The following is a 13,906-nucleotide window of genomic DNA, read 5'->3' as shown; positions in this document are numbered from 1 at the left end:
CAGGCCGTCACCACCGTCAGGCCGTCGCCTCCGTCAGGCCGTGCGGGCCGTCCGGGACGCCGCCAGTTCCGCCTCGATCAGGTCGGCCGCGCGGCGGGTGCCGCCCTCCTCGGCCATCCCCGCCTGGACGTCCGCCAGCCGCCGCGCCACCTCGGGGTCGTCGACCAGGGCGAGGGCGGCGGTGCGCAGCGCCTCGGCGGTGGCCTCCTCGGTGTCCAGGCGCCGGGCCACGCCGAGCCCCTGGAGCATGTCCGCGTTGCCGAACTGGTCGACGGCCTGCGGGACGGCGATCATCGGAGTCGCGGTCGCCAGGCCCTCCTGGCTGCCGCCGGCCCCCGCGTGCGTGACGAACAGGTCGGCCTGGCGCAGGACCGTCAACTGCGGCACCCACGAGTGGACTTCCACGTTCGCGGGCAGGTCGCCCAGCTCGGCGGGGTCGACGTGCTTGCCGATCTGGAGCACCAGGTGCCAGCCGGACAGCCCGCCGAACGCCTCCACGCAGGCCCGGTAGAACCCGGGCCGCTTGGTGAAGGAGGACCCGAGCGAGACGAGGGCCACCTTCTCGGCGCCGGCCGGCCGCTGCCAGTCGCCCTCGGCGCCGCGGTCGCCCTGGCAGGCGCCGACGAAGGTGTAGACCGTCTCGTCCACCCGGTCGGCGTTCGGCTGGAGCGCCTTGGGGATCAGCACCAGGGAGCGGGCCGGGTGGCCGGTGAACACGTCGGGGTGCTCGGTGATGCCGTTCTCCTCCAGCCAGGCGCGGAACCGGGCGTAGTAGGCCTGGCCCCGTTCGGTCTTCAGCGGCTCCTTCCACATCGGCTCGGCGATCTCCTGTTCGTACCCCTTCCAGGCGACCAGGTTCGGTGAGAGGGAGACGACGGGCACGCCCCAGCGGTGGCCGAGGACGCGGGCCGGGTAGGAGGTGATGTCGTGCAGCACCAGGTCGGGCTCGTCGCCCTTGTAGGCCTCGACGAGCTGCGGGAGTGCCTGGACGGCGTCGGCGAGGAACGGTTCGACGTTGTCCAGCAGTGTCGTCCCCCAGGCCTCCGGATCGGCGTCGGGTCCGGGCAGGGTGCTGTTCCACGGTTTGACTTCGGCGCCGGTCTCGGCGACCTTCTCGGCGAACAGCGGCGGGATCGCGTACGTCACCCGGTGTCCTCGTGCGACGAGTTCGCGGATCACCTCCAGGCTGGGGTTGACGTGGCCGTGCAAGGCGGTGGAGAACATGGCGATGTGGGCGGGAGCGGTCATGCACCCGACCCTAGGCGAGACGAGACGTCTCGTACAACGCCTTTTTCAGCGCTGGTAGCGGGCCAGGACGAGGTTGCCGTCCTTCTCCAGCCGTTCGCGCAGTGCGTCCAGGCCGATCGCGCCGCTGTAGTACTCCTGGAACGCCGGGGTGGCCACCTTGTCCTTCCACTCGGGGTAGCCCCGTACGGACTGCGCGGGGGCGCCGCGCAGGCGGGCGGCGAGGGCCGTGCCCGTGGCCCAGCCGTAGCGGGTCGTGTGCAGGGCGGGGTCCGCCAGTGCCCGGGTGCCGGTGGGCAGCATCCAGTCGCCGAGGGCGAGGCGCACCATGCTGTCCGGCTGGAGGAGGAAGTCGAGGAACGCGGCGGCCTCCTTCTTGTGCGGGCTGTCCTCGGCGATGGACAGGGTCTGCGGGCTGACCCCCTGGGTGAGTCCGCCGGCTCCGGCCGGGGCGGGCAGCACCTGCCACCGGAACCCCTTCGGCGCCTGCTGCCGGATCTGCTGCCGGTAGGAGAAGCCGAGCGGCACCATGGCGTACTTGCCGGCGAAGAACCCCGGGAGGGTGTCGGAGCCGCCGCTGCCCAGGGTGGAGGGGGAGGCGCTGCGGTCGGTGGCGACCTGGTCGTGGACGGTGCGTGGCACCACCTGGTCGGCGTCCTCGAACCGGACGGTGACCCGGCCGTCGGGGCCGCGGTGGAACAGGCGCCCGCCGGCGGACAGGGACAGGTTGAGCGTGGCGGAGACGGGTTCCTTCAGCGGCCAGGCCACCCCGTACCTGCCCGGGCCGCTCAGCCGCCGGCTCACCTGCCGGAACTCCTCCCAGCTCCAGGGGCGCTCCGGTGTGGGGATCCGCACGCCCGATTCCTCCAGCAGCCGCGTGTTGGCGATCAGCACCCGCGGCTCCTGGAGGAACGGCACGCCGTAGACGCCGTCCCCGAACGTCGTCGTCTCCCAACTGTGCTGCGGGATGCCGGACTTCAGCCGCCCGGACAGCAGAGGGGTGAGGTCGGCGAGGTAGCCGCCGTAGGCGAAGTCGGCGAGGTCGTCGGAGGCGTCGTGGATGACGTCCGGTGCCTCGCCCCCCTCGAAGGAGGTCAGCAACTGGTCGTGGACGCTGTCCCAGCTGCCCTGGACGTACTCGACCCGTATGCCGGGGTGCGCGGCGTTCCACTCCCGCACCAGTGCCCGGGTGGCGGCCACGGACTCCTGCTGCCACGCCAGGGACTGGAAGCGCAGGGTGATCCGGCCACCCCCGCCGGCCCCGCCGCCCGAGCAGCCGGCGAGCAGGACGGTGAGGACGAGGGCGAGGACCCGCAGGCTCCGGCCGCGCATCAGCTCTTCACCGCCCCGGTGAGCATGCCGCCCGTGATCCGCCGCTGGATGAGGGCGAAGACCAGCAGCGAGGGCAGCGTGGCCAGGAAGGCCGCCGCCGCGAGCGGGCCGAGGTCGGCGACGCCCTCGGCCCCGATGAAGTGGGTGAGGACGACCGGCAGGGTCTGTCTCCCCGGTGTCTTGAGCAGCACCAGCGCGAAGAAGAACTCGTTCCACGCGGTGACGAACGCGAACAGGGCGGTCGCCACGATCCCCGGTGCGAGCAGCGGTGCCGTCACCGAGACCAGCGTCCGCAGCCGGCCGGCGCCGTCGACGGCCGCCGCCTCCTCCAGTTCGGCCGGCACGGCGCGGACGTAGCCGGTGAGCATCCACAGCGCGAACGGCAGCGACCAGACCACGTAGACCAGCACCAGCCCGGCGAGGGAGTCGATCAGCCGGAGGTTCCTCAGCACCAGGAAGAGCGGGATGATCAGCAGGACGAAGGGGAAGGCCTGGCTGACCACGACCCATCCGGTGGCCGCCCGGGTGAGCCAGGAGCGGCGCCGGGCCATGACGTACGCCATCGGCGTGCCGATCAGCACGGCGATCACCGCGGCCCCCAGGGCGGCCAGCAGGGAGTTGAGGGCCGCGTGCAGCAGCGGCTGTTCGCCGAAGGCCTGCCGGAAGTTGCCGAGGGTGGGGTGGCGGGGGATCCAGGTGGGGTGCAGGTCCGCCAGTTCGCGCGGTGGTTTGAACGCCGTGGACAGGAGCCAGAGCAGCGGGAAGGCCAGGAAGAGGAGGTAGGCGAGCAGGGCTGCGTACTGGCCCGCGCGGGCGCGGGTCGACGTCCTCACGCCGGGTCACCTCCGCGGAGCCGGCCGGCGAGGAAGACGGCCAGCAGGACCGAGACGACGGCGACCAGGACGCAGCCCATCGCCGCCGCGTACCCGAACTGGCCGTATCGGAAGGCCTCCTCGTAGGCGAAGAGCGTGGGCAGCCGGGTCCGGCCGCCGGGGCCGCCGCCCGTCAGCACGTAGACGAGGGCGAAGGAGTTGAAGTTCCAGATCAGGTTGAGTGCCGTGACGGCGAGGGCGACCGGTCTGAGAGCGGGCCAGGTGACCGCGCGGAAGCGGCGCCAGGCCCCGGCGCCGTCCACCGCGGCGGCCTCGTGCAGTTCGCGCGGGGTGTTCTGGAGTCCGGCGAGCAGGGCGACCGTGGTCTGCGGCATCCCCGCCCACACGCCGACGACCACCACGGCGGGCAGGGCGGTGGCCAGGGAGCTGAGCCAGTCGCGGCCGTCCCCGAGGCCGAGGTCGCGCAGGGTCTCGTTGAGGATGCCGGCGTCCGGGTTGTAGACGAGCCGCCACATGATGCCGACGACGACCTCGGGCATCGCCCAGGGGATGACGGCCAGCGCCCGGGCCAGCCGGCGCAGCCGCAGGTTCTGGTCGAGCAGCAGGGCGAGACCGAGCGCGAGCAGGAACTGCGGCACGGTCACCGCGACGGCCCACACCAGACCGATCCGGAACGACTGCCAGAACAGCGTGTCGTGCGCGAGGTCCTGGAAGTTGAGGACGCCGGTCCACCGCGTGGGGTCCGTCCGCCCCGACTGCGCGTCGGTGAACGCGAGCAGGACGCCGTACAGGAGCGGGCCGACGCTGAGGAGCAGGATGGGGACGAGCGCGGGCAGCACCAGGAACCAGGCGCCGGGGTCGTGACCGCGCCGGGGCAGGCCCGGACCGGACGCGCGGCGCGCCGGTCTCCTCACCTCGGTCAGCGATGTCACGTGATCCACCCTCTGCGCGGCTCGGACGGGCCTGGTCATGGTCGTGAACGCGCCGCGGTCCGTCAAGACACCGCGCAAACGCCCCCACCTGTGCGAATGCGAGACTGGCCGATGCAAGGCGGGAATCCGGCGGACAGGGAGGCGGACGATGGACGAGGCACGGGCGCGCGAGGTGCTGGCGGCGGTGCGGGCGGTGCCGGGCCCGGCGGCGCGGCAGGCACGGCTGCTGGCGCTGGGCGAGAACGCCGTGTTCGCCGCCGGTGACCTGGTGGTCAAGGTGGGCCGCGACGCCGAGCTCCTGGACCGCGCGCGCCGGGAGCTGGACATCGCGGGCTGGCTGGCACGGGCCGGTGTGCCGGCCGTGCGGGCGGCCGCGCCCGAGGCGCTGCTCGTCGAGGGCCACCCGGTGACCGTGTGGCACCGGCTGCCCGACGCGGTCCGCCCGGCCGAACCGCGCGACCTCGCCGAACTGCTCCGTCTCGTCCATGCGCTGCCCTCCCCCTCCTTCCCCCTGCCGCCCCGCGAACTGCTGGGCGGCGTGGAGCGCTGGCTGCGGCTGGCCGGCGACGCGATCGACCCGGCGGACGCGGCGTACCTGCGCGAGCGCCGCGACGGTTTCGCGGCGGCCGCCGCCGCCCTCACCCCGCACCTGCCGCCGGGCCCGATCCATGGGGACGCGCTGCCCCGCAACGTGCACATCGGCCCGGACGGGCCGGTCCTGGTCGACCTGGAGACCTTCTCCGCCGACCTGCGCGAGCACGACCTGGTGGTGCTGGCCCTGTCCCGGGACCGCTACGGCCTGCCCGCCGAGGCCTACGACGCCTTCACCTCGGTCTACGGCTGGGACGTGCGGGAGTGGGCGGGCTGCTCGGTGCTGCGCGGCGCCCGCGAGACGGCCAGTTGCGCCTGGGTCGCCCAGCACGCACCGAGCAACCCGAAGGCGCTGGCCGAGTTCGAACGCCGGGTGGCGTCCCTGCGGGACGGCGACGAGACGGTGCGCTGGTACCCCTTCTGAGCGGCTCCGCTCCCGCTCTCCTCCCCCTCGCCGCCCGGGCGGCCGTCCTCAGACCGTCTCGTCCGCCGGATCCCGCAGCGGCCAGGTGCCCTCGACCACGGCGGCCGGGTCGCCCTTGCGGCGCAGGAAGTCCTGGAAGTCCGCCGCCCAGGCGGCGTACCACTCGATCTGGCGGCGGTGCAGCTCCGCCGGGCCGAGGGCCGCGACCTTGGGGTGGCGGTCGGCTATCGCGGCGGCCAGCCGGGCCGCCGCCAGCGCGTCGGCCGCCGCGTCGTGGGCGGAGTCGAGGACGATGCCGTACTCCGTGCACACCGCCTGGAGGGTGCGCTTGCCGCGCCGGTAGCGCTCGACGAAGCGGTCGATGGTGTACGGGTCGACGACGGGGCCCGGCTCGGCGCCGCCCAGGCGGTCGCTCAGCGACGGCAGCCCGTGTCTGCGCAGTTCGGCGGCGAGCAGGGTGAGGTCGAAGGCCGCGTTGTACGCGACCACGGGCACGCCCGTCTTCCAGTAGCCGGTGAGCACGTCCGCCAGCGCGTCCGCCACCCGGTCGGCGGGGCGGCCCTCGGCGGCGGCCCGCTCGTTGCTGATCCCGTGCACGGCGACGGCGTCCTCGGGGATCGGGACGCCGGGGTCGGCCAGCCACTCCCGGCGGCCCAGCGGCTCGCCCGCCCTGACCTCGATCACGGCGCCCGTGACGATGCGCGCCTCGTGCGGGTCCGTCCCGGTCGTCTCCAGGTCGAACCCGATCAGCAGCTCCCGGTGCCAGCCCATGGCGGCCCCCCTTCTCGGTGGTGCTTCCCCCAGTGGCTCCCACCTTCGCATGCGCCACTGACAATCCGGGGGCCGCGTTCCGCTGCCGACGGCATCTCAGGACACAGGGCGCGAATCAGCCCACATCAGCTCGAACTCCTCGCGGTAGACGGAGAAGAGTCCGCCTTCGTCCATCTCGCCCGACTTGACCACCTTGTTCCCGTTGCGCAGGACGAACACCGGCGCCTCCATGCCCCGGCTGCGCCGCAGGTGGGACTGGACGACCGCGATGCCGTCGGAGCCGTCGCCGTCGACCAGGTAGGCGGTCAGGCGCGGCGTCTCGTCGTAGACCTGGATCTCGAAGGCGTCCGGGTCGCGCAGCCGGGAGCGGACGCGGCGCATGTGCAGGATGCTCATCTCCACCGTCCGGCTCAGCTCGCCGCGCTTGAGCCCCAGCTCCCGCTCACGCCGCTTCACCGCGCTGGAGGCGGGGTTCAGGAACAGCAGCCGCACCCGGCAGCCGGACTCGGCCAGGCGCACCAGGCGGCGGCCGGAGAAGTTCTGCACCAGCAGGTTCAGGCCGATGCCGATGGCGTCCAGGCGGCGCGCGCCGCCGAAGATGTCCTCGGCCGGGAACTGGCGCAGCAGCCGCACCCGGTCCGGGTGCACGGCGACCACGTCCGCGTAGCGGTCACCGACCAGGTCCTCGACCGCGTCGACCGGCAGCCGCCGGGCGGAGGGCACGTCGCCGCCGGCGCCGAGGATCTCCAGCAGGCGCGCGGAGGCGCGCTCGGCCTGGTTCAGGACGGCCTCGGACAGGGCCCGGTTGCGCGAGACGACGTTGCGGGTGACCTCCAGCTCGTCGAGGGCGAGTTCGACGTCGCGGCGTTCGTCGAGGTAGGGCTCGAAGCAGGGCCAGTGCTGCACCATCAGCTCGCGCAGCTGGGGCAGGGTGAGGAAGCTGATGACGTTGTCGTCGGCCGGGTCGAGCAGGTAGCCCTTGCGGCGGCTGACCTCGCGGACCGCGACGGCGCGCTGCACCCACTCCTGTCCGGCCGGTCCGGCGGCGGCGACCACCCAGTCGTCGCCGTGCACGGGTTCGTAGACGGGGCGCAGCACGGCGGAGACGACGGCGCGCAGCCGCTGTTCGACGAGGTTCAGCCAGATGTAGGCCCGGCCGGCCCGCTGGGCGCGGGTGCGCACCTCGTGCCAGGCGTCGGCGTCCCAGTCCAGCTCCGGGCCGATGGCACCCGCGTCCATCGGCCGGGCCAGGGACACCGCGCCGGGCGGGACGTCTGCGGAGTTCCCCTCGTGACCCTCGTCACCAGGGGGAAGCTCCAGGCCTCCCGAGCCCACCCGTGCACCGCCTTCCGCTCCCCCGAGCATCCCCGTCCCAACGATCAAGGAAGGGTACTCCGGGAGCGGTGCGCGGTGCAGCCGGATGGACAGCTCCTTTCCCAACTTCCCCCTGCCGCATACGCGTTCCGGCATGGCCCGTCGGCACAGTGAGCGAAATCATGCCGTTGACGCCGCATCATGCCCGGCACCCGGGGTAATTCGAACACCTTCGGACGGGACCGGCGGGGCGACGCACCCGCCGCGAAGTCATAGGTGGCGGCCCCACTTTCGGGGACACTCGGGACCAGGGGCGCCACCCGCGGCGCCGTACACCTGAGAGAGTCGTGTCCATGCAGGTCTGGCCTGGAGAGGCGTATCCGCTCGGCGCCACGTACGACGGCGCCGGCACCAACTTCGCGGTCTTCACGGAGGCCGCGGACCGAGTAGAGCTGTGTCTGCTGCACGACGACGGCTCGGAGACGGCGGTGGAACTGCGGGAGAGCGACGCGTTCGTGCGGCACGCGTACGTGCCGGGCGTCATGCCGGGGCAGCGGTACGGGTTCCGTGCGCACGGGCCGTACGCCCCGGAGCGCGGTCTGCGCTGCAATTCCGCGAAGCTGCTCCTGGATCCGTACGCACGTGCGATCAGCGGCTCCGTCCGGTGGGGCGAGGAGGTCTACGGCTACCACTTCGACGACCCGGAGCGGCGCAACGACCTGGACTCCGCCCCGCACACCATGACCTCGGTCGTGGTGAACCCGTACTTCGACTGGGGCGACGACCGGCCGCCCAGGCGCGGCTACCACGAGACGGTGATCTACGAGGCGCACGTCAAGGGCCTCACCATGCGCCACCCCGGGCTCCCGGAGGAGCTGCGCGGCACCTACGCGGCGCTGGCCCACCCGGCGGTCATCGAGCACCTGACCGAGCTGGGCGTGACGGCGCTGGAACTCATGCCCGTACACCAGTTCGTGAACGACCACCGTCTGGTGGACATGGGCCTGAACAACTACTGGGGCTACAACACGATCGGCTTCTTCGCCCCGCACAACGCGTACACCTCCTGGGGCGACCGCGGCCAGCAGGTCCTGGAGTTCAAGTCGGCGGTCAGGGCGCTGCACGAGGCCGGCATCGAGGTCATCCTCGACGTGGTCTACAACCACACAGCCGAAGGCAACCACCTGGGTCCGACGCTGTCCTTCAAGGGCCTGGACAACCCCCAGTACTACCGGCTCACGGACGACCCGCGCTACTACATGGACACCACGGGCACCGGGAACTCCCTGCTGATGCGGTCCCCGCACGTGCTCCAGCTGATCATGGACTCGCTGCGCTACTGGGTCACCGAGATGCACGTGGACGGCTTCCGCTTCGACCTGGCGGCCACCCTGGCGCGGCAGTTCCACGAGGTGGACCGGCTGTCGTCGTTCTTCGACCTGGTGCAGCAGGACCCGGTGGTCTCCCAGGTGAAGCTGATCGCCGAGCCGTGGGACGTCGGCGAGGGCGGCTACCAGGTGGGGAACTTCCCGCCGTTGTGGACGGAGTGGAACGGCAAGTACCGCGACACCGTGCGGGACCTGTGGCGGGGCGAGCCGCGGGCGCTCGCGGAGTTCGCCTCCCGGCTGACCGGCTCCTCCGACCTCTACCAGGACGACGGCCGCCGTCCGCTGGCCTCGATCAACTTCGTGACCTGCCACGACGGCTTCACGCTGCACGACCTGGTGGCGTACGACGACAAGCACAACGAGGCCAACGGCGAGGACAACCGGGACGGCGAGAGCCACAACCGCTCCTGGAACTGCGGGGCCGAGGGTGCGACGGACGATCCGGAGGTGCTGGAGCTGCGGGCGCGCCAGATGCGCAACTTCCTCTCCACGCTGATGCTCTCCCAGGGCGTGCCGATGATCAGCCACGGCGACGAGTTCGCCCGCACCCAGAAGGGCAACAACAACGCCTACTGCCAGGACAACGAGCTGGCCTGGGTGCGCTGGCCGGAGCCCGGCGAGCAGGGCAGCGACCTGCTGGAGTTCGTGCGGGCGATGGCCCGGCTGCGCAAGGAGCACCCGGTCTTCCGGCGGCGCCGCTTCTTCCACGGGCGGCCGGTGGAGGGCACCCACGACGAGCTGTCCGACATCGCCTGGTTCACCCCCGAAGGCAAGGAGATGACCCAGCAGGACTGGGGCTCGGCACGCGCCTCCGCGCTGACCGTGTTCCTCAACGGCAACGCGATCTCCGAGCCGGGCCCGCGCGGGGAGCGGATCAGCGACGACTCGTTCCTGCTGCTGTTCAACGCCGCGCCGAAGTCCCTCGACTTCGTCGTCCCGGTCGATCACGGACGCCAGTGGCAGGTGGTCGTGGACACCGCCCGCACCGCACCCGTCCCGCCCGGTACCGGCCGCAAGGCCCAGGCCGGCGACCGGCTCACCCTCAAGGACCGCAGCATGGTCGTGCTCCAGCGCCCGGCCTAGTCCGTGTCGTCACATTCCCGTCGTCCGCCCGCAGGACGGGCCGCGCGGCGTCAGGTGCGTGCTCTCGGCGTGCCGGGCCCTGACGCTCGTAGGCCTCCGGACCGGGCCGGATCGCGGGGCGGGGTCTCAGCGGGCCGGGCCGGCGCGGTCGTCGGCGGGCACGCGCGCGCGGGCGGCGCCCGCGCGGTCCTCGCCGCGGACCGCCGGCCGCGCCGTCAGGGCGAGCACGGCGGCCAGCCCGGCCGCGGTGCTCGCCACGGCGAAGGCCGCACCGGGTCCCCGGGCGTCGGCGAGACGGCCGCAGACGGCGACGGCGAGCGCCTGTCCGGCGACGATCGCGCTCGTGGCGCAGGCCATCGCCTCGGCGAGCCGGGCCGGCGGCACCACCCGTTCGGTGAGCCCGAACACGGTGACCAGGTGCGGGGCGTACGCCACTCCGAGCACGGTCACCACGACGTACAGCCCGGTCAGTGTGTGCGTGCCCGGCAGCGGCAGGGACAGCGCGAACGCCGCCGCGGTGGCCGTGCGCCAGCGCGCCCGCAGCCCGAAGCGGGCGGGAAGGGCCGCCATGGCCAGCCCGGCGACCGCGCTCATCACCCCCATGGCGGCGTACACGAGCCCGGCCTGGTCCTCCTGCCCCAGCCGCCCGGTCAGCGCCGTGATCCCCGCCTGGCAGGCGCCGAACATCGCCCCCTGGAGGGCCAGCGCGGCCCGCAGCGCGTGCACGGAGCGCGGCATGGGCGCGCGTCCGGAGCCCGCCCGGCGGCCACCACCCGCGCGTGTGAGGACCCGGCGTACACCGACGGCCGCCCGGCGCCCGTCCACCGCCCGGCCTGCGTCCGCCGCCCGGACTCCCTCCGCCCGACGGTCCGCCGGGCCGGTCGCCGCGGCCGTCGGGTGGAGGGCGAAGCCCGTGCCGCACACGGCCACCAGCACCGCCGCCGCGCCCAGGGCGTACGCCGGGTGCGCGAGGACCGACGCCAGGCCGACGAGGGCGGGACCGAGGACGAAGGAGATCTCGTCGAGCGTGCTTTCGAAGGACAGGGCCGCACCGACCGTGGACTCGGGAGCCGCGGCCCGGCGGGCGAGGGCGACGAGACGGGCGCGGGCCAGCGGGCCGATCAGCGGCACGGTCGCCCCCGCGCCCGCGCCCAGCAGCGCGAGCGCCGGAGTGCCGAGCCCGGCGAGCGCCCCGGCGACCAGTGCGGTGACGGCGACGGCGTTGGCCCAGGCGCACAGGAGGACGACCGTCCGCTGGCCGTGCCGGTCCGCCAGGCGCCCCACGAGCGGCCCGCAGGAGACCTGGCCGAGGGCGAGCGCCCCGCCGGTCGCCCCGGCCGCGGCCAGCGAGTCACTCGTCCGGGCGACGAGCAGCACGCTGCCGAACTGGATGGTGGCCGTGGGCAGCCGCCCCAGGAACGACACCACCGGGAGCAGCGGCCCGGTCAGGCCGATCACGTCGCCGTAGGTCTCCCGTGTGCTGCGCGGCCGCGGTGTGGTCATCGTCCGAAGCTAGCCACGCGCGCGGGACACGTGGACGGACGGATGACACGAAACCCGGCCGGGCGGGTACGTAGCATCGCATGACACCCGAGCACCCCGTACCCGTCGTGCCCACGGCCACCTACCGGCTCCAGCTCCAGCCCGCGTTCCCGTTCACGGCCGCCGCGGCGGCCGTGCCGTACCTGGCGTCGCTCGGCGTCTCGCACCTGCACCTGTCCCCCGTCCTGGAGGCCGTGCCGGGTTCGCCGCACGGCTACGACGTCGTGGACCACACGCGCGTGCGCGGCGAACTCGGCGGCGAGGAGGGCCTGCGCGCGCTGGCGCGCACCGCGCGGGAGCACGGCCTCGGCCTGATCGTGGACATCGTGCCCAACCACATGGCGATGGTCCCGCGGCACAACCCCGCCCTGTGGGAGGTGCTGCGCGAGGGGCCGGCGTCCCCGTACGCGCGCTGGTTCGACATCGACTGGGAGGCGCAGGGCGGCAAGGTGCTGCTGCCGGTGCTCGGCGGGCCGGTCGGCGAGGAGACCGGCCACCTGAAGGCGGACGGCGACGTCCTGCGCTACCACGACCACGCCTTCCCGCTGCGCGCGGGCACCGAGGGGCTGCCGCTGCCCGAGCTGCTGGACGCGCAGTGGTACCGCCCGGTGTGGTGGCGGCTGGCGCGCACGGAACTGAACTACCGGCGCTTCTTCAGCATCTCGCAGCTGATCGGCCTGCGCGTGGAGGACCCGGAGGTGTTCGCGGCCACCCACGCCAAGATCCTCCAGCTGCTCGGCGAGGGCGTGATCGACGGGCTGCGGATCGACCACCCCGACGGTCTCGCCGACCCCGACGGCTACCTCCGGCGGCTGCACGGGGCGAGTGGCGGGTGCTGGACGGTCGTGGAGAAGATCCTCTCCGACGGCGAACCCCTGCCGCCCTCCTGGCCGGTGGCCGGCACCACCGGCTACGACGCCCTGCGGCACGTCGACGGCCTGTTCGTCGACCCGTCCGGCGCGGGCGAACTGCTGGAGCACTACCGGCGCTTCGCCGCCCCGCAGACCGACCGCGGCGGCGACTGGGCGGCCACGGTGCGGCGGGCCGCCTACAAGGTGATCACGCACGAGCTGGCCGCCGAGACCGAGCGACTGACCCGGGTGGCGGACCGCGCGTGCTCGTCCGCGCCGGATCCGGCGCTGCGCGACCGCGCGCCCTGGGCGCTGCGCACCGCGCTCCAGGAGCTGCTGGTCCGCCTGGAGGTGTACCGGCCCTACGCCTCCGTGGACGCCGCCTCGGTGGTCACGGAGGAGGCCGCAGGGGCCGCCCGGCGCGCCTTCACCGTGCCCGAGGAGGGCGGGGCCGTGGACGTCGTACGGGATCTCGTGCTCGGGCGGGCCGGTGCGGGGCCGCAGGCGGTGGAGCTGCGGACCCGGTTCGCGCAGGCCGCCTCCGCGCTGCGCGCCAAGTCCGTGGAGGACACGGCCTACTACCGGTACGTGCCGCTGCTGTCGGCCAACGAGGTCGGCGGCGATCCGGGCCGTCCGGCCGTGTCGCCGCAGGACTTCCACGCGTACTGCGCGCGCGTGCAGCGCGACTGGCCCGTCACCGGGACGGTGGTCTCCACCCACGACACCAAGCGCAGCGCGGACGTGCGGGCGGCGCTGGCCGTGCTGACCGAGTGCCCGGGGCGGTGGGCGGAACTGCTGGCCGGGCCGCTCGGTGAGGGGGTGGGCGCGCCCGACGCGCAACTGGCGTGGGCGGCCTGGCAGACGGTGTTCGGCCTCGGGGAGGCGGACGCGGAGCGGGTGGGGCCGGCGCTGCTGAAGCACGTGCGCGAGGCGGGCCTGTACACGAGCTGGACGGAGCAGGAGGCGCCGTACGAGGAGGCGGTGGAGCGGTTCGTCGCCGAGGGGCCGTGCGGGCCGTCCGGCGCGCGTGTGGCGGCCTTCCGCGCCGCGCTGGAGCCGCACATCCGGGCGAACGTGCTGGGCACCGCCCTGGTGCACCTGACGATGCCGGGCGTGCCCGACCTCTACCAGGGCACCGAGGCCGAGTACCGGGCCCTGGTGGACCCGGACAACCGGCGGCCCGCGGAGCTGCCGCCCGCGGACGCCGGCGTCAAGGGCGCGGTGACGGCGGCGGCGCTGCGGCTGCGCGCGCGCCGCCCGGACGTCTTCGGCGCCGCCGCGACGTACACCCCGCTGCGGGCCGAGGGCGCGGCGGCGGACCACTGCGCGGCGTTCGCGCGCTCGGACGAGGTCGTCACGGCCGTGACCCGGCTGTCCCTGCGCCTGGCCGAGGCCGGCGGCTGGCGCGGCACCCGGCTGCCCCTGCCGCCGGGGCGCTGGACGGACGTCCTCGCCCCGGGACGGCACTTCGAGGGCCACGCGCGCGCGGAGGACCTGTTCGCGGCCCTGCCGGTGGCCCTGCTGGAACGGACCGGCGGGCCCGGCGGGCAGGGCTGAGCACGGGCCGGGCCGGGCGTCCGGGGCGGCTGGGAGTGAGCGG

At 74.0% G+C, this 13,906-nt stretch carries 9 protein-coding genes and 1 pseudogene; 3 read left to right on the top strand and 7 right to left on the bottom strand.

Annotation, left to right across the window (positions count from 1 at the left end):
• Positions 1-33: 33 nt before the first annotated feature.
• The 4 genes and pseudogenes from mgt to IG64_RS21385 all read right to left on the bottom strand — a co-directional run bounded on the left by mgt (position 34) and on the right by IG64_RS21385 (position 4,342).
• Positions 34-1,297: pseudogene (mgt, locus tag IG64_RS21400) on the bottom strand (macrolide-inactivating glycosyltransferase).
• On the bottom strand, positions 1,294-2,577 hold the full coding sequence (locus IG64_RS21395; protein WP_037858625.1) for an ABC transporter substrate-binding protein: 1,284 nt from the start codon (positions 2,575-2,577) through the stop codon (positions 1,294-1,296). The pseudogene mgt and the gene IG64_RS21395 overlap by 4 nt, the downstream one beginning before the upstream one ends.
• A complete protein-coding gene (locus IG64_RS21390; protein ID WP_037858623.1) occupies positions 2,577-3,410 on the bottom strand; it encodes a carbohydrate ABC transporter permease in 834 nt (277 codons plus the stop codon). The genes IG64_RS21395 and IG64_RS21390 overlap by 1 nt, the downstream gene beginning before the upstream one ends.
• The gene (locus IG64_RS21385; protein WP_037858620.1) at positions 3,407-4,342 is read right to left on the bottom strand and encodes a carbohydrate ABC transporter permease; all 936 of its coding nucleotides are present in this window, start codon (positions 4,340-4,342) and stop codon (positions 3,407-3,409) included. Before IG64_RS21385 ends, IG64_RS21390 begins: the two co-directional genes overlap by 4 nt.
• Before the next feature lie 148 nt (positions 4,343-4,490).
• Here IG64_RS21385 and IG64_RS21380 point away from each other — a divergent pair, with 148 nt between their 5' ends.
• Positions 4,491-5,357: a phosphotransferase enzyme family protein gene (locus IG64_RS21380; protein WP_037858615.1), complete on the top strand. Its 867-nt coding sequence runs from the start codon at positions 4,491-4,493 to the stop codon at positions 5,355-5,357.
• A gap of 48 nt (positions 5,358-5,405) precedes the next feature.
• Here the strand turns inward: IG64_RS21380 and IG64_RS21375 are convergent, their stop codons facing one another.
• On the bottom strand, positions 5,406-6,128 hold the full coding sequence (locus tag IG64_RS21375) for a 3'-5' exonuclease (RefSeq protein WP_037858614.1): 723 nt from the start codon (positions 6,126-6,128) through the stop codon (positions 5,406-5,408).
• 96 nt (positions 6,129-6,224) lie between these two features.
• Positions 6,225-7,493 carry an SAV2148 family HEPN domain-containing protein gene (locus IG64_RS21370; RefSeq protein ID WP_078884124.1) on the bottom strand — a complete coding sequence of 423 codons (1,269 nt, stop codon included), beginning with the start codon at positions 7,491-7,493 and terminating at the stop codon, positions 6,225-6,227.
• A 302-nt stretch (positions 7,494-7,795) separates the two neighbouring features.
• Here IG64_RS21370 and glgX point away from each other — a divergent pair, with 302 nt between their 5' ends.
• A complete protein-coding gene (gene glgX / locus IG64_RS21365; protein WP_037858611.1) occupies positions 7,796-9,913 on the top strand; it encodes a glycogen debranching protein GlgX in 2,118 nt (705 codons plus the stop codon).
• Between the two features lie 126 nt (positions 9,914-10,039).
• Here the strand turns inward: glgX and IG64_RS21360 are convergent, their stop codons facing one another.
• Positions 10,040-11,416: an MFS transporter gene (locus IG64_RS21360; RefSeq protein WP_037858608.1), complete on the bottom strand. Its 1,377-nt coding sequence runs from the start codon at positions 11,414-11,416 to the stop codon at positions 10,040-10,042.
• Between the two features lie 80 nt (positions 11,417-11,496).
• Here IG64_RS21360 and treY point away from each other — a divergent pair, with 80 nt between their 5' ends.
• Positions 11,497-13,863: a malto-oligosyltrehalose synthase gene (gene treY, locus IG64_RS21355; RefSeq protein WP_037858604.1), complete on the top strand. Its 2,367-nt coding sequence runs from the start codon at positions 11,497-11,499 to the stop codon at positions 13,861-13,863.
• Positions 13,864-13,906: the final 43 nt, after the last annotated feature.

It is taken from the genome of Streptomyces sp. NRRL S-340, assembly GCF_000720185.1.
GTDB lineage: Bacteria > Actinomycetota > Actinomycetes > Streptomycetales > Streptomycetaceae > Streptomyces.
This window is presented reverse-complemented; position numbering and strand designations above follow the sequence as displayed.